The organism is Pseudomonas sp. Sample_24 (assembly GCF_004307605.1).
Classification (GTDB): Bacteria; Pseudomonadota; Gammaproteobacteria; order Pseudomonadales; family Pseudomonadaceae; genus Aquipseudomonas.
Genome location: NZ_RCNW01000357.1, coordinates 1 through 14,443, shown reverse-complemented (window position 1 = coordinate 14,443; position 14,443 = coordinate 1). Strand labels below are relative to the sequence as shown.

Annotated in this window: 16 protein-coding genes; 1 reads left to right on the top strand and 15 read right to left on the bottom strand. The window is 60.3% G+C overall.

The window, feature by feature from the left end:
- Nucleotides 1-11: 11 nt before the first annotated feature.
- The 15 genes from D8V06_RS20530 to ccoN (D8V06_RS20455) form a co-directional block, all read right to left on the bottom strand.
- Nucleotides 12-695 carry a sulfite exporter TauE/SafE family protein gene (locus D8V06_RS20530; protein ID WP_056856993.1) on the bottom strand — a complete coding sequence of 228 codons (684 nt, stop codon included), beginning with the start codon at nucleotides 693-695 and terminating at the stop codon, nucleotides 12-14.
- Nucleotides 688-906 (bottom strand): cbb3-type cytochrome oxidase assembly protein CcoS, encoded by a 219-nt coding sequence (ccoS, locus tag D8V06_RS20525; RefSeq protein WP_047531427.1) that lies wholly within the window; start codon nucleotides 904-906, stop codon nucleotides 688-690. The genes D8V06_RS20530 and ccoS overlap by 8 nt, the downstream gene beginning before the upstream one ends.
- 22 nt (nucleotides 907-928) lie before the next feature.
- Nucleotides 929-3,379: a heavy metal translocating P-type ATPase gene (locus D8V06_RS20520; protein WP_130931683.1), complete on the bottom strand. Its 2,451-nt coding sequence runs from the start codon at nucleotides 3,377-3,379 to the stop codon at nucleotides 929-931.
- Between the two features lie 174 nt (nucleotides 3,380-3,553).
- Nucleotides 3,554-4,093, bottom strand: a complete 540-nt coding sequence (locus D8V06_RS20510; RefSeq protein ID WP_130906163.1) for a FixH family protein — start codon at nucleotides 4,091-4,093, stop codon at nucleotides 3,554-3,556.
- 11 nt (nucleotides 4,094-4,104) lie between these two features.
- Nucleotides 4,105-5,520 (bottom strand): cytochrome c oxidase accessory protein CcoG, encoded by a 1,416-nt coding sequence (gene ccoG, locus D8V06_RS20505; RefSeq protein ID WP_130908175.1) that lies wholly within the window; start codon nucleotides 5,518-5,520, stop codon nucleotides 4,105-4,107.
- A gap of 205 nt (nucleotides 5,521-5,725) precedes the next feature.
- Nucleotides 5,726-6,136 carry a type II toxin-antitoxin system VapC family toxin gene (locus tag D8V06_RS20500; protein WP_130906165.1) on the bottom strand — a complete coding sequence of 137 codons (411 nt, stop codon included), beginning with the start codon at nucleotides 6,134-6,136 and terminating at the stop codon, nucleotides 5,726-5,728.
- Nucleotides 6,136-6,390, bottom strand: a complete 255-nt coding sequence (locus tag D8V06_RS20495; protein WP_056857098.1) for a type II toxin-antitoxin system Phd/YefM family antitoxin — start codon at nucleotides 6,388-6,390, stop codon at nucleotides 6,136-6,138. The genes D8V06_RS20500 and D8V06_RS20495 overlap by 1 nt, the downstream gene beginning before the upstream one ends.
- Before the next feature lie 146 nt (nucleotides 6,391-6,536).
- A complete protein-coding gene (gene ccoP, locus D8V06_RS20490; RefSeq protein WP_056856998.1) occupies nucleotides 6,537-7,520 on the bottom strand; it encodes a cytochrome-c oxidase, cbb3-type subunit III in 984 nt (327 codons plus the stop codon).
- Entirely contained in the window at nucleotides 7,517-7,702 is a 186-nt protein-coding gene (locus D8V06_RS20485; RefSeq protein WP_003175465.1) for a CcoQ/FixQ family Cbb3-type cytochrome c oxidase assembly chaperone, read from the bottom strand. Before D8V06_RS20485 ends, ccoP (D8V06_RS20490) begins: the two co-directional genes overlap by 4 nt.
- A 5-nt stretch (nucleotides 7,703-7,707) precedes the next feature.
- Nucleotides 7,708-8,316, bottom strand: coding sequence for a cytochrome-c oxidase, cbb3-type subunit II (ccoO, locus tag D8V06_RS20480; protein WP_007905434.1), 609 nt, complete (start codon nucleotides 8,314-8,316; stop codon nucleotides 7,708-7,710).
- Entirely contained in the window at nucleotides 8,316-9,758 is a 1,443-nt protein-coding gene (gene ccoN / locus D8V06_RS20475; protein WP_130931682.1) for a cytochrome-c oxidase, cbb3-type subunit I, read from the bottom strand. The genes ccoO (D8V06_RS20480) and ccoN (D8V06_RS20475) overlap by 1 nt, the downstream gene beginning before the upstream one ends.
- A 490-nt stretch (nucleotides 9,759-10,248) precedes the next feature.
- Nucleotides 10,249-11,205 (bottom strand): cytochrome-c oxidase, cbb3-type subunit III, encoded by a 957-nt coding sequence (gene ccoP, locus D8V06_RS20470; protein WP_130906167.1) that lies wholly within the window; start codon nucleotides 11,203-11,205, stop codon nucleotides 10,249-10,251.
- Nucleotides 11,202-11,399 carry a CcoQ/FixQ family Cbb3-type cytochrome c oxidase assembly chaperone gene (locus tag D8V06_RS20465; RefSeq protein WP_130931681.1) on the bottom strand — a complete coding sequence of 66 codons (198 nt, stop codon included), beginning with the start codon at nucleotides 11,397-11,399 and terminating at the stop codon, nucleotides 11,202-11,204. The genes ccoP (D8V06_RS20470) and D8V06_RS20465 overlap by 4 nt, the downstream gene beginning before the upstream one ends.
- A 3-nt stretch (nucleotides 11,400-11,402) precedes the next feature.
- Nucleotides 11,403-12,011, bottom strand: coding sequence for a cytochrome-c oxidase, cbb3-type subunit II (ccoO, locus tag D8V06_RS20460; protein WP_130931680.1), 609 nt, complete (start codon nucleotides 12,009-12,011; stop codon nucleotides 11,403-11,405).
- A gap of 10 nt (nucleotides 12,012-12,021) precedes the next feature.
- Nucleotides 12,022-13,446 (bottom strand): cytochrome-c oxidase, cbb3-type subunit I, encoded by a 1,425-nt coding sequence (ccoN, locus tag D8V06_RS20455; RefSeq protein WP_130908174.1) that lies wholly within the window; start codon nucleotides 13,444-13,446, stop codon nucleotides 12,022-12,024.
- An 84-nt stretch (nucleotides 13,447-13,530) separates the two neighbouring features.
- Between ccoN (D8V06_RS20455) and D8V06_RS20450 the strand changes: the two genes are divergently transcribed.
- A complete protein-coding gene (locus D8V06_RS20450) occupies nucleotides 13,531-14,208 on the top strand; it encodes an alpha/beta fold hydrolase (protein WP_056857004.1) in 678 nt (225 codons plus the stop codon).
- Nucleotides 14,209-14,443 lie beyond the last annotated feature (235 nt).

Here is a 14,443-nt window from a genome sequence, read left to right as displayed (position 1 = left end):
CCTCGCCACAATCAGTGCCCCATGAGCCAATGCTGGTGCGGTCCCGGCAAGGTCCAGATACCAAACAGCATGACCAGCAGCCCACCGGCCATGCGTATGCTGCGCTTGCGCAACAACGCGGTCACCCGTTCAGCCGCCAGCCCGGTGGCCAGCAGCACCGGCCACGTTCCCAGCCCGAATGCCAGCATCAATAAGGCACTGTCCAGGGCATTGCCCTGACTGGCCGACCACAGCAAGGTGCTGTAAACCAGGCCGCACGGCAGCCAGCCCCAGAGCGCGCCCAGCAGCAGCGCACGAGGAAGGCTCGACACCGGCAGCAGTGTGTTGGCAATCGGCTGGATATGCCGCCAGAGGCCACGACCGAGACTTTCAATGCGCGTCAGGCCGCTCCACCAGCCCGCCAGGTACAAACCCATCGCAATCAGCAACAACCCGGCAAGGAGTCGCAGGAACATTGCCGCCGGGCTGTTGGCCACGGCCCAGCCGGCCAGGCCGATCAACAGTCCTGCGGTGGCGTAGCTGAGGATTCGTCCAAGGTTGTAGGCCAGCAGCAGGCGAAAGCGACGACTGCGTTGTTCCTTGGGAATCGCCAGGGTCAGCGCGCCCATCAGGCCGCCGCACATGCCCAGGCAATGGCCACCACCGAGCAGACCGAGAATCAGCGCAGACACCAACAGTGGCGCCAATTCAAGCATGGGGCGGAGCCTTGTCGTCGGGTTTGGCCGGATGGCCGCTGGCCTCGTCGACCGCAGCGGTGTGATTCGGGTCCTGGTCATCGAACAGGATGCTGTGGGCCGGGCCGTCGAGGTCGTCGTACTGACCGCTGTCGACCGCCCAGAAGAAAATGTACACAGCGATGGCCACGATCAGCAGTGCGGCCGGGATCATCACGTAGAGAGCTGGCATCTGGACTCCATGCCCGCGCGGCTCAGGCCGGCAGCGGGCGGGTTTCTGGCGTGGCGTCGGCACCTTGTACACCCGGCAGGCGAGTGAGGCGCAGCGCATTGAGCACCACGGTCAACGAACTGATCGACATGCCGACGGCAGCCCACACTGGCGTGATCCAGCCGAGGGCGGCGAACGGCAACATGAGGCCATTGTACAACCCGGCCCATAACAGGTTCTCGATGATTACCCGACGGGTGCGTCGCGCCAGACTGAAGGCTTGCACCAAGGCATCGAGGCGATTGGACAGCAGCACCGCGTCGGCGCTGGTTTTTGCCAGGTCAGTGGCCGAACCCATGGCGACGCTGATGTCCGCCGCAGCCAGCACGGGTACATCGTTGACACCATCGCCGAGCATCAGCACTTTGCGTCCGTCCCTGTGCAATTGTTGCAGGACTTGCAGTTTGTCGTCCGGACGCAATCCTCCCCGGGCTTCATCGATGCCGAGTTCAGCAGCTACGCTGTTGACCATCGGCGAGCTGTCGCCGGACAACAGCAAGGTGCGCCAGCCACGGGCCTTGCATGCCGTCAGCAGGGCAGCGGCATCGGCGCGCAGCCGGTCGTCGAGGACAAACCAGGCCAACGGCCCGTGACGGTTACCGAGCAACAACCATTGGCCGGCTTCGTTGGGCATCACTGGCACGCCAGCGCCGCTGAGTTCGCAGACAAAACCGGGGTGGCCGATCCGCAATCGTTGATCGCCGACCACGCCTTCCAGGCCAAGCCCCGGCGTGCTGTGGACTTCTTCAGCGGCCAACGGTGCGCGGCCAAACGCACGGGCGATCGGGTGTTCAGAGCGGTTTTCCAGTGCGGCGGCGAGCGCCAGGCACTGGTCGCTGTCGAGGTCGCCGAGCGGGCGAATCGAACGCAGAGTCAGACGTCCTTCGGTGAGGGTGCCGGTCTTGTCGAATATCACCGTATCGATCTGGTTCAAGCCTTCCAGAACGTGACCACGGGTCAGCAGCAAGCCGAGTTTGTGCAAGGTGCCGGTCGCTGCGGTAAGCGCGGTCGGCGTGGCCAGGGACAACGCGCAAGGGCAGGTCGCGACCAGCATCGCCAGCACGATCCAGAACGCCCGCGACGAATCCAGTTCCCACCACAGCAGGCCGATGGCCGCTGCCGCGATCAGCGACAGCAACAGGAACCATTGCGCGGCGCGGTCGGCAATTTCCGCCAGGCGCGGTTTTTCCGCTTGCGCCCGATCAAGCAAACGCACGATGGCAGAGAGCCGGGTGTCCTGGCCGAGCGCCTGGACTTCGACGGTCAGTGCGCCTTCAACGTTAAGGGTGCCAGCGGTGACTGCATCGCCCGGGGTGCGGGCCTGCGGCAGGTATTCTCCGGTCAACAGCGACTCATCGACACTCGACTGGCCGTCGAGGATCCTGCCATCGGCGGGCAGCACAGCGCCTGGATGCACCAGCACCTGATCGCCCACTTGCAGTTCACTCAACAGGATCCGTTCGCTCTGGCCGTCAGCGCTTAGCCGCAAACACGAAGCGGGCAGCAAATTGACCAGTTGTGCAGTGGCGGCGGCCGTGCGTTCGCGGGCGCGTCGTTCAAGATAGCGCCCGGCCAGCAGGAACAGCGCGAACATGCCGACCGCATCGAAATACAGCTCTCCGACGCCGGTGATCGAGGTCCAGATCCCGGCGATGTAGGCGCTGCCAATTGCCAGCGACACTGAAACGTCCATGGTCAGGTGACGGGTGCGCAGGTCACGCATGGCGCCCTTGAAGAACGGCGCGCAGCTGTAGAACACGATCGGTGTGGTGAGGAACAGCGCGACCCAGCGCAGGATCGCATGGAGTTCAGGGCTGAGGTCGATGTTGAATTCCGGCCAGGTGGCCATGGTTGCCATCATCGCCTGGAACCACAGCAGCCCGGCGACGCCAAGTTGGCGCAAAGCCAGGCGATTTTCACTGGCCAGTTGTTCGCTGGCGCGGTCGGCCTGATAAGGGTGGGCGACGTAACCGATGTAGCGCAGTTGGCTGAGTATTTTGCTCAGCGGCAGTTGAGCGTCGGCCCAGCGCACGTGCAGCCGATGGTTCGACAGATTCAAACGGGCTTCATCCACGCCGGGCAATGTGCGCAGGTGTTTCTCGATCAGCCAGCCGCAGGCCGCGCAGCTGATGCCTTCCATCAGCAGTGTGGTTTCGGCGAGTTCGCCTTGGTGGCGCACGAACGGTTGCTGCACATCGGCGCGGTCATACAACGCCAGTTCGTCCACCAACTGCACCGGCAAGGCTTCGGGGTTGGCCGAGGCTTCGCTGCGATGCTGGTAGTAGCTTTCCAATCCGCCGGCGACGATGGCTTCGGCCACCGCCTGGCAACCCGGGCAGCAGAACTCGCGTGGCTCCCCGAGCACGATGGCGGTGAAGCGGCTGCCGGACGGGACGGGCAGGGCGCAGTGGTAGCAGGGAAGTGGAGTGGTCATGTGTGTTGCCATGAAAACCATTGTGGCGGGGGAGCTTGCTCCCGCTCGGCTGCGTAGCAGTCGCAAATCGGCGAACTCGCTGAGACTGAAAGGACCGGTCTGCAGGTTTTGGGCGCGCTTCGCGCCCCAGCGGGAGCAAGCTCCCTCGCCACATTTGATCGCATTCGCAGGTTATTACTTCTTCAGGTCTTCCGCGCCCTGCAGGGGCTCGTCCCCGAGCAGCAGGTCCTTGTCATGGCTGACCAGTTCTTCTTCGAACATGCGCCAGATATGGTCGTCTTGGCTGCCCAGCAATTCGACAAAGCGGCGACCCTCGATCTTGTCGCTCAACTGGCCGATGTAACGGCCCTGTTCGGTTTCGCTGCGGGTGAGGGTGATTTTGCGGTCTTTTTCCGGCTGGGTCGGCGAGATCAGGTTCAGCTCCAGGGTCTTGGGCTGGCTGTTGCCGCTCAGGCGCAGGTCGACTTCGCCGGTCACGTCATCCAGATGCACGCTGGCGCGCATCAACAGGGTTTGCGCCAATAATTCGCGATCCAGAGAGCGGTTGATGCCTTTGCCGGCTTCGTAATAGTTGTCGTTGACCAGGTTGTCCGGGTTGTTCACCGCAATGGTCACCATGGACAAGGTCAAGGCCACCGAGCAGGCCAGGATCCCGATGATGATCCATGGCCAGAGGTGCTTGTACCAGGGACTTGCGGCGTTTGCTGCGGACATGATCACTTCTCTCAACGAATTTGTGGGCCGATGAATCGGCTCTTGGCTTCAACGTGGATGCTGGCGTCATCGGCATCCTTGAGGATGAATTTCACCTCATTGGTGCTCGATGGCAGGTGTTCCGGCGCCACGGACAACTCGGCCGGCTGGCTGATGATGTCACCGGCCGCAACTTTGATCTCGCGTCGGCCTTGCAGCTTGAGATCCGGCAGGCCGGTGGCTTCAAGCACATACGTGTGGTCGCGCTGATCCTTGTTCATGATTTTCAGGCTGTAGACGTTTTCGATCCGGCCCTCGGCGTTCTCGCGGTACAGAACCCGGTCCTTGCTGACGTCGAAGCCCACCAGCGAGCGCATGAAGAACGCGGTCACCAGCAAGCTGATCATCGCCAGCAACACCACGGCATAGCCGATCAGGCGCGGACGCAGTTTATGGGTTTTCTGCCCGGACAGGTTGTGTTCGGTGGTGTAGCTGATCAAGCCGCGCGGGTATTCCATTTTGTCCATGATGGCGTCGCAGGCATCGATGCAGGCGGCACAACCGATGCATTCGATTTGCAGGCCGTCGCGGATGTCGATGCCGGTCGGGCAGACCTGAACGCACATGGTGCAGTCGATGCAATCACCCAGGCCCTGAGCCTTGTAATCGATCCCTTTCTTGCGCGGGCCACGGCTTTCGCCACGGCGCGGGTCGTAGGAAACGATCAGCGTGTCCTTGTCGAACATCACGCTCTGGAAACGCGCGTACGGACACATGTAAATGCACACTTGCTCACGCAGCCAACCGGCGTTGCCGTAGGTGGCAAGGGTGAAGAAGGCTACCCAGAAATACGACCAGCCATCGGCCTCGCCAGTGAAGAAATCGATCACCAGTTCGCGGATCGGCGAGAAGTAGCCGACGAAGGTCATGCCGGTGACAAAGCCGATGAGCAGCCACAGGGTGTGCTTGCTGAATTTGCGCAGGAATTTGTTGGCACCCATCGGCGCCTTGTCGAGCTTGATGCGCTGGTTGCGGTCACCCTCGGTGACCTTTTCACACCACATGAAGATCCACGTCCACACACTTTGCGGACAGGTATAACCACACCAGACCCGGCCGGCATACACCGTGATAAAGAACAGGCCGAACGCGGCAATGATCAACATGCCAGACAGCAGGATGAAATCCTGAGGCCAGAAGGTCGCGCCGAAAATGAAGAATTTGCGTTCGGGCAGGTTCCACCAGACAGCCTGATGGCCACCCCAATTGAGCCAGACCGTACCGAAATACAACAGGAACAAAACGGCACCGCCGGCCATGCGCAGATTGCGGAACAGTCCGGTGAAGGCGCGGGTGTAGATCTTTTCTCGAGAGGCGTAGAGATCGACGCTGTTGTTCGCGTTCTTCGCGGTTGGAGTGACGTCGTGTACCGGAATCTGGTTGCTCATCATTGCATCCCACGGCAGTGGACAAATGCCTCGGTCAGTACGTGCCGACCGCGGTCAAAAAGAGGTGTTGCAGTGGCGCAATGATACGCCTGTCGCTCTAGCCCAAGGGTGCGACCTTTGGTCACGTTGGGAGAAATTAATCGATGGTGTAATGACTTGAATCAATTGACTTGTGAATTATGGACGGATTTGCGGCCGTTGGCGCTCAATCGGCCCATGGGTTTATCAACTGCACGCCACTGAATTGAAAATCACCGACATTGCGGGTAACCACGGTCAAACCATGAATCAGCGCAGTCGCTGCAATCAACGAGTCTGCTTCGTTTGCGCGATCCGGAACGTGCAAACTGGCACATCGAAGGGCCACGGCAGCATCGATCGGCAGAATGCGGGCATCGAATGCCGGTAAGACATGACGCTTGAGCCAGGTGCGCAATATCTTTCCCTGAACGGCATCGCGACGCTCCATGCGGAGCACTCCGGTCTCCAGCTCCTTGAGGGTAATGGCTGAAATGAACATGCGTGAAGCGATAATGCCTTTGGCCCAGGCGACGACATTTGCGTCAGCCTGGGGTTTGCGAAGTTCGGAAATCACGTTGGTGTCGAGCAGGTACATCAAGACAAATCCACAGGGCGATGAGTGATCACGGCACGCTCGGTTTCGAACTCGATATCTGCCGCTTCAGGCATGACCAGGAGTTCGACGATGTCGGCGTTGATGCCAGTGAGTTTTTGGTAGTCCTCAATGCTTAGCAGCACATGCGCCGGTTTGCCTCTGTCAGTGATGAAAACCGGCCCCTGGCGTGTGGCTTTTTTGGCACCACTTGTGTCCTGGTTGAATTCGCGGCTGGAAATGGTGGTGATGGCCATCATGTATGACCCTCCTGAATAAACTAATGTAGAAACGTTACTACTATGCTGAGTGCCACGCAACCTTGATGTGGGAAACACGTTGGCGACTCAAAAAAAAGGCCCTGTCAGATGACAGGGCCTTTTCGTTGCATCAAGCGTTTCCCTTATTGGGCGTCCGCCGCTGGAGCCTTCTCTCCATGAGAGAGGCTATACACGTAAGCGGCCAGCAGATGAACCTTGTCGTTGCCTTGCATCGCGTCTTGCGCAGGCATCTGGCCCTGACGGCCGTAACGGATGGTCTGCTGCAATTGAGCGAAGCTCGAGCCGTAGATGAACGCGCCCGGGTGAGTCAGGTCAGGCGCGCCCATGGCCGGAGTGCCTTTGCCTTGCGGGCCGTGGCACGCCACGCAGTTGGCGGCGAACAGCTTCTGGCCGGCAACCGGATCAGCCTTGGCGCCTTCCGGCAGCTTGCGGCCATCGAGGTTGGTCAGGACAAACGCCGCCACATCGGCAACGCCTTGCTCGCCAATGACTTCAGCCCACGCCGGCATGACTGCGTGACGGCCACCCATGATGGTGGTCTTGATCGTTTCCGGCTCGCCGCCCCAGCGCCAGTCGGCGTCGGTCAGGTTCGGGAAGCCGTAGGCGCCCTTGGCGTCGGAACCGTGGCAAACCGAGCAGTTGGAGGCAAACAGGCGGCCACCCATCTTCAGGGCTTGCGGGTCCTTGGCCACTTCTTCGATTGGCATGGAAGCGAACTTGGCGAAGATCGGGCCAAACTTGGCATCCGACTTGGCCATTTCCTTTTCCCACTCGTGAACGCCGGTCCAGCCGGTCTGGCCGTTGGCGAACGCGGTCTGCTTCTCGTTGTCCAGGTAGTTGTAACCCGGCAGCAGGCCTTTCCAGTTGCCCAGGCCCGGATACAGTACCAGGTAGCCGAGGGCGAAAATGATGGTGGCCACGAACAGCATGAACCACCATTTCGGCAACGGGTTGTCGTACTCCTCGATACCGTCGAAGGAGTGCCCAACCGTCTCTTCGGTGGACTCGGTGCGCTGGCCCTTGCGGGTCGACAGCAGCAGCCAGGTCAGGGAAAAGATCGTACCGAGACTGAGGACTGTGACGTACAGACTCCAGAATGTAGTCATTCTTTGTTACTCCTAGAAGCTTGCTCGACGTGCTTGATGGCTTCGGGATCATCCGCAAAAGGCAGCAAGGTCGCGTCTTCAAACTCTGACTTGCGCTTGGGGCTGAATACCCACAACGCCAGACCGATGAAGGCCACCATCACAACGACGGTGCCCAGGCCACGAATCATCCCGATATCCATTTAGATCACCGTTTGCTTTTGATGATGGTGCCCAGGCCTTGCAGATAGGCCACCAGCGCGTCCATTTCGGTTTTGCCCTTTACAGCATCCTTGGCGCCGGCGATGTCTTCGTCGGTGTAAGGGACGCCGAGCGTGCGCAAGACTTCCATTTTCTTGGCGGTGTCTTTGCCGTCGAGCTTGTTTTCCACGAGGAACGGGTAGGCCGGCATTTTCGATTCCGGCACCACGTTGCGCGGGTTGTACAGGTGCGCACGCTGCCAGTCATCGGAGTAACGGCCGCCGACGCGGGCCAGGTCCGGACCGGTACGCTTGGAACCCCACAGGAACGGGTGGTCCCAAACGCTTTCACCGGCGACCGAGTAGTGGCCGTAGCGTTCGGTTTCAGCACGGAACGGGCGGATCATCTGCGAGTGGCAGCCGACACAACCGTTGGCGATGTAAACGTCCCGGCCTTCCAGTTCAAGGGCAGTGCGGGGCTTCATGCCCTCGACCGGCTTGTTGGTGACATCCTGGAAAAACAGCGGAACGATCTGGGTCAGGCCGCCGACACTGACGGCGATAACCATGAAGAAGGCCAGCAGGCCAATATTCTTCTCGACTGCTTCATGCTTCATCAGTGAGCTCCAACTACAGCAATCTGTTCGGCGGCTTCAGCTTCAGCCGGATTCGAGGCGCGTACGGTACGGAATACGTTGTAGGCCATGAACAGCATGCCGGTGGCGAAGAACGCACCGCCCAATGCGCGAACGATGAAGCCAGGGTGGCTGGCTTGCAGCGCTTCGACGAACGAATAGGTGAGGGTGCCGTCATCGTTGATTGCACGCCACATCAGGCCCTGGGTGATGCCGTTGACCCACATCGAAGCGATGTAGAGCACGGTGCCGATGGTGGCGAGCCAGAAGTGCGCATTGATCAGCCCGGTGCTGTGCATCTGCGCGCGGCCGAACAGTTTCGGGATCATGTGGTAGATCGCGCCGATCGAGATCATCGCTACCCAACCGAGGGCGCCGGCGTGTACGTGGCCGATGGTCCAGTCGGTGTAGTGCGACAGCGAGTTCACGGTCTTGATCGCCATCATCGGTCCTTCGAAGGTCGACATGCCGTAGAACGCCAGGGAAACGACCAGGAAACGCAGGATCGGATCGGTGCGCAGCTTATGCCAGGCGCCCGACAGGGTCATCATGCCGTTGATCATGCCGCCCCAGCTCGGTGCCAGCAGGATCAGCGACATCACCATGCCCAGCGATTGCGCCCAGTCCGGCAGCGCGGTGTAGTGCAGGTGGTGCGGACCGGCCCAGATGTACAGGGTGATCAGCGCCCAGAAGTGCACGATCGACAGGCGATAGGAGTAGATCGGACGCTCGGCCTGTTTCGGCACGAAGTAGTACATCATCCCCAGGAAGCCGGTGGTCAGGAAGAAGCCCACGGCGTTGTGGCCGTACCACCACTGGATCATCGCGTCGGTCGCACCCGAGTAGGCCGAGTACGACTTGAACAGGCTGACCGGCAGCGACATGTGGTTGACGATGTGCAGCATCGCGGTCACGACGATGAACGCGCCGTAGAACCAGTTACCCACATAGATGTGCTTGGTCTTGCGCTTGACGATGGTGCCGAAGAACACCAGGCCGTAGGTGACCCAGACAATGGCCAGCAGAATAGCCAGGGGCCATTCCAGTTCCGCGTATTCCTTGGTGGTGGTCAAACCCATCGGCAAGGTAATGATCGCGCCGACAATCACCGCTTGCCATCCCCAGAAGGTGAAGGCTGCGAGGCTGTCGGAAATCAGTCGCGTTTGGCAGGTTCGCTGCACGACGTAATAGGAAGTGGCAAACAGTGCACATCCACCGAAGGCGAAAATCACCAGGTTTGTGTGCAACGGGCGCAGGCGTCCAAAGCTCGTCCAGGCCAGACCGAAGTTCAACTCCGGCCAAACCAGTTGCGAGGCGATGAAGACACCGAGCCCCATGCCAAGGATCCCCCAGACCACCGTCATGATGGCGAACTGGCGGACTACCTTATAGTTATAAGCAGTCGGACTGATTGCTGTGCTCATTCTAAGGTTCCACGGTTTGGGTGTTTTATTAGGATTAAAAATCGGCCGCAAGTATGTAGAAAGCAGGGGGTCATTGCAACGCGCCATGACCTGGGTCAATGCTTTCAAATGCTGATTCTGCGGCCTTTCCATGCGCCGCGTAAGGACAAAATTGCCCATGGGCAAAATGTCTCGGCGGACTCGAGAGGCGAGGGGGGCAGGTCGGATGTTACGAGGTGTGTTCAAACACAGCGTTGAGTGATCGCAGGCAATTGGCGCGACAGCCGGTAACTACCAGCCTTTGCGGCCTGTCAGTCAGCCGATTCGTAGAACACATCGTTTAAGGGTCGACCTGGAGCTGGCACCGGCCAGTCCGCATCGGGAGAGCTTAGACCCGAATCCGGGGATCCGAAAGGAAGACTGGAGGGGGGTGCGACAAAAAGAAGCAGCTACAAGCCGCAAGCTACAAGCTCCAGGTTAGAGCCCGTGCCTGCGGTTTTTGCTTATGCCTTCACTTGCCGCCTGTAGCTTGAAGCTTGCCGCTCAACTGCTTGTCACCTCTGGAAAGGCTGTACACGTAAGCCGCGAGCAGTTGCACTTTATCGTTGCCGAGCAGTTCATTTTGCGCCGGCATGTGGCCCTGGCGGCCATGCCGAATCGTTTGTTCAAGCTGGGTCAGGCTGGTGCCATAGATGAAACCGGTCGGGTGTGTCAGGTTCGGCGCTCCCATGGCTTCGGTGCCTTGCCCGTTTGCCCCGTGACAGGCTACGCACGTGGTGTTGAACGCCTGCTGTCCGGCCTGCAGGTCTGCCTTGGTGTCGGCGGGCAATGGCAGGCCGGCCAGTTCATGACGAACGTACGCAGCGACGTTTTTCACGCCATCCTCACCCAATATTTCCCCCCAGGCCGGCATGGCCGCCATGCGACCGCCCATGATGGTGGTCTTGATGGTGTCGGCGTTGCCGCCCCAGCGCCAATCACTGTCCGCCAGATTGGGGAAGCCGAACGCGCCCTTGGCATCCGAGCCATGGCACACCGAGCAATTGGAGGCAAACAAGCGTCCGCCCATTTTCAGCGCTTGCGGATCGTTGGCCACTTCTTCCACTGGCATCGCGGCGAATTTGGCGAATATCGGCGCGAACTTCGCGTCCGCCTTGTCCATCTCCTTTTCCCATTCGTGCACGCCGGTCCAGCCGTTTTCGTAACCGGGCAGGATGCCTTTCCAGTTGCCCAGACCCGGATAAAGGATCAGGTAGCCGACGGCAAACACCAGCGTGCCGGCGAACAGCATGAACCACCATTGCGGCAACGGATTGTCGTACTCCTCGATGCCGTCGAAGCTGTGGCCCATGGTCTGGTCGACGCTGCCTTTGGTTTCGCCCTTGCGGGTGCCGATCAGCAACCAGGTCAGGCCGATCAGGCTGCCGATGGTCAGTACGCAGATCCACGTACTCCAGAAAGTGGTCATGGCCGGGTACTCCTTGTTTCGATTTCGTCGGTGATGTCGGGTTGCAGCTCGTCGGCGAACGGCAGCAGGCGCGCCTCGGCGAATTCCGTTTTGCGCTTGCTGCTGAATACCCAAAGGGTCAGGCCGAGGAAGGCTACGAAGACCACGACCGTGCCCAGTCCGCGGATCATTCCAGTACTCAATTCAACGACCATGGCTCACCTCTTGCTCTTGATCGCAGTGCCGAGCACTTGCAGGTAGGCGACCAGCGCATCCATTTCACTCTTGCCTTTGAGCGAGGCAACGGCGCCGCTGATGTCCTCGTCGGTGTACGGCACACCCAGAGTGCGCATGGTCTTGAGCTTGTTTTCGGTGTGGTTGCTATCGAGTTGATTGGCCACCAGCCACGGGTAGGCGGGCATTTTCGATTCCGGCACCACGTTGCGCGGGTTGTACAAGTGCGCGCGGTGCCAGTCATCCGAGTAACGCGCGCCGACCCGCGCCAGGTCCGGACCGGTACGTTTCGAGCCCCAGAGGAACGGGTGATCCCAAACGCTTTCACCGGCCACTGAATAGTGGCCGTAGCGTTCGGTTTCGGCGCGGAACGGGCGGATCATCTGCGAGTGGCAGCCGACGCAGCCTTCGCGGATGTAGATGTCTCGACCTTCCAGTTGCAGCGCGGTGTAGGGCTTCATGCCTTCCACCGGTTTATTGGTCACGTCCTGGAAGAACAGCGGGACGATCTGGGTCAGGCCGCCGATGCTCACGGCGAACACCATCAGCAGCATCAGCAGGCCGACGTTTTTCTCGATTGTTTCGTGTTTCATGGCGGACTCCTCAGGCCATCTGCGCGGCAGCGGCGACGTCGGCAGGCTGCGAAGCCCGTACGGTGCGCCAGGTGTTGTAAGCCATCAGGAACATGCCGCTGAGGAAAATCGCGCCACCCACCAGTCGCACGACGAAGCCTGGATGGCTGGCCGCCAGGGTTTCGACGAAGGAGTAAGTCAGCGTGCCGTCCTCGTTGACCGCGCGCCACATCAGGCCCTGGGCGATGCCGTTGACCCACATCGAGGCGATGTACAAAACGGTGCCGATAGTGGCGAGCCAGAAGTGCGCGTTGATCAGGCCGATGCTGTGCATTTGCTCGCGGCCGAAGACTTTCGGGATCATGTGGTACAGCGCGCCGATGGAAATCATCGCCACCCAGCCGAGCGCGCCGGCGTGAACGTGGCCGATGGTCCAGTCGGTGTAGTGGGAGAGGGCGTTGACGGTCTTGATCGCCATCATCGGCCCTTCGAAGGTCGACATGCCGTAGAACGCCAGGGACACCACGAGGAAACGCAGGATCGGGTCGCTGCGCAACTTATGCCAGGCGCCCGACAACGTCATCATGCCGTTGATCATCCCGCCCCAGCTCGGTGCCAGCAGCACCAGCGACATCACCATGCCCAACGACTGCGCCCAGTCCGGCAGCGCGGTGTAATGCAGGTGATGCGGGCCGGCCCAGATGTACAGGGTGATCAGCGCCCAGAAGTGCACGATCGACAGGCGATAGGAATACACCGGGCGCTCGGCCTGTTTGGGCACGAAGTAATACATCATGCCGAGGAACCCGGCGGTGAGGAAAAAGCCCACGGCGTTGTGTCCGTACCACCATTGCACCATCGCGTCGGTAGCACCGGCGTACACCGAGTAGGACTTGGTGAAGCTCACCGGCAACTCAAGGTTGTTGACGATGTGCAAAATCGCCACGGTGATGATGAACCCGCCGAAGAACCAGTTGCCGACGTAGATGTGCCTGGTCTTGCGCTTCATCACCGTGCCGAAGAACACAATGGCGTAGGCCACCCAGACGATGGTGATGAGGATGTCGATCGGCCATTCCAGCTCGGCGTACTCCTTGGAGCTGGTGTAACCCAACGGCAAGCTGATGGCTGCCAACAGGATCACCAGTTGCCAGCCCCAGAAACAGAACGCGGCGATTTTCGGCGCAAACAGCTGGGTCTGGCAGGTGCGTTGCACCGAATAGAACGAACTGGCGAACAGGGCGCAGCCGCCGAAAGCGAAGATCACTGCGTTAGTGTGCAGCGGGCGCAGGCGGCCGAAACTGGTCCAGGGTAAATCGAAGTTGAGTTCGGGCCAGACCAACTGGGCGGCGAGAAAAACCCCGAGCCCCATGCCGACGATGCCCCACACCACCGTCATAATGGCGAATTGGCGGACCACCTTGTAGTTGTAGGCGGTACTGATAGAAGTGTTCATGGTTCCCCATCCACGGTTCAGCCGAAGTGAGCGCGCAGCGCGCCCTTCGGCCGGAGTTATAGGCAGACTAAAAGCGAGGCAAGCATGACCAAAGGGCACAAGGCCGGTATTGACGGGGATCAATGGGCGCAATGTGTGCGCGATCATGGATGGCTGTGGGATGTCGCTTCAGGCACCTCTTCGGCGACCTTGATTCTCGCCCACGGCGCCGGTGCGCCGATGGACAGCGACTGGATGACCGACATGGCTGCACGGCTCGCGGCGCAGGGCGTCAACGTGCTGCGTTTCGAGTTTCCGTACATGGCACAGCGGCGTATCGATGGCGGTAAGCGTCCACCCAACCCGGCGCCGAAATTGCTGGAATGCTGGCGCGAGGTCTATGCCGAAGTGCGACGCCATGTCACCGGGACTCTGGCCATTGGTGGCAAGTCGATGGGCGGGCGTATGGCCAGTTTGCTGGCTGACGAGTTGGCTGCCGATGCACTGGTATGCCTGGGTTATCCGTTCTACGCGGTGGGTAAACCGGAGAAACCGCGGGTCGAGCATTTGGCGGCGCTGAAAACGCGGACGTTGATCGTGCAGGGAGAGCGGGATGCGTTGGGTAACCGTGAAGCCGTCGAAGGGTATGCCTTGTCACCCAGTATCGAAGTGTTCTGGCTGGTGGCGGGGGATCACGATCTGAAGCCGTTGAAAGCTTCGGGGTTTACCCATGAGCAGCATTTGTCGGCTGCGGCGGGGCGGGTGGCTGCGTTTCTTCAGTAAACGGTAGGTTGCCTATATAGCCTCTTTGCGCGCGCGGCTATTGCTACAGGTCGTCCAGTTCGGGAAAGACAATCTTTGGATGATCGTTCCCACGCTCCGCGTGGGAATGCCTCTTGTGACGCTCTGCGTCACGCTTTGGAACGCAGAGCGTCCCGGCTGCATTCCCACGCAGAGCGGGGGAACGATCAATGCACACCAATCAGCGATTGAACCGCTCCACCAACGAGTATTGCGT

What these genes read in the sequence shown, in the direction of transcription:
- ccoO (WP_130931680.1), bottom strand. Translation starts at nt 12,011, where the DNA reads ATGAAACACGAAACAATCGAGAAAAACGTCGGCCTGCTGATGCTGCTG.
- D8V06_RS20500 (WP_130906165.1), bottom strand. Translation starts at nt 6,136, where the DNA reads ATGTACCTGCTCGACACCAACGTGATTTCCGAACTTCGCAAACCCCAG.
- ccoN (WP_130908174.1), bottom strand. Translation starts at nt 13,446, where the DNA reads ATGAACACTTCTATCAGTACCGCCTACAACTACAAGGTGGTCCGCCAA.
- ccoG (WP_130908175.1), bottom strand. Translation starts at nt 5,520, where the DNA reads ATGAGCAACCAGATTCCGGTACACGACGTCACTCCAACCGCGAAGAAC.
- D8V06_RS20465 (WP_130931681.1), bottom strand. Translation starts at nt 11,399, where the DNA reads ATGGTCGTTGAATTGAGTACTGGAATGATCCGCGGACTGGGCACGGTC.
- ccoS (WP_047531427.1), bottom strand. Translation starts at nt 906, where the DNA reads ATGCCAGCTCTCTACGTGATGATCCCGGCCGCACTGCTGATCGTGGCC.
- D8V06_RS20495 (WP_056857098.1), bottom strand. Translation starts at nt 6,390, where the DNA reads ATGGCCATCACCACCATTTCCAGCCGCGAATTCAACCAGGACACAAGT.
- D8V06_RS20520 (WP_130931683.1), bottom strand. Translation starts at nt 3,379, where the DNA reads ATGACCACTCCACTTCCCTGCTACCACTGCGCCCTGCCCGTCCCGTCC.
- ccoP (WP_056856998.1), bottom strand. Translation starts at nt 7,520, where the DNA reads ATGACTACATTCTGGAGTCTGTACGTCACAGTCCTCAGTCTCGGTACG.
- D8V06_RS20510 (WP_130906163.1), bottom strand. Translation starts at nt 4,093, where the DNA reads ATGTCCGCAGCAAACGCCGCAAGTCCCTGGTACAAGCACCTCTGGCCA.
- D8V06_RS20450 (WP_056857004.1), top strand. Translation starts at nt 13,531, where the DNA reads ATGACCAAAGGGCACAAGGCCGGTATTGACGGGGATCAATGGGCGCAA.
- ccoO (WP_007905434.1), bottom strand. Translation starts at nt 8,316, where the DNA reads ATGAAGCATGAAGCAGTCGAGAAGAATATTGGCCTGCTGGCCTTCTTC.
- ccoN (WP_130931682.1), bottom strand. Translation starts at nt 9,758, where the DNA reads ATGAGCACAGCAATCAGTCCGACTGCTTATAACTATAAGGTAGTCCGC.
- ccoP (WP_130906167.1), bottom strand. Translation starts at nt 11,205, where the DNA reads ATGACCACTTTCTGGAGTACGTGGATCTGCGTACTGACCATCGGCAGC.
- D8V06_RS20530 (WP_056856993.1), bottom strand. Translation starts at nt 695, where the DNA reads ATGCTTGAATTGGCGCCACTGTTGGTGTCTGCGCTGATTCTCGGTCTG.
- D8V06_RS20485 (WP_003175465.1), bottom strand. Translation starts at nt 7,702, where the DNA reads ATGGATATCGGGATGATTCGTGGCCTGGGCACCGTCGTTGTGATGGTG.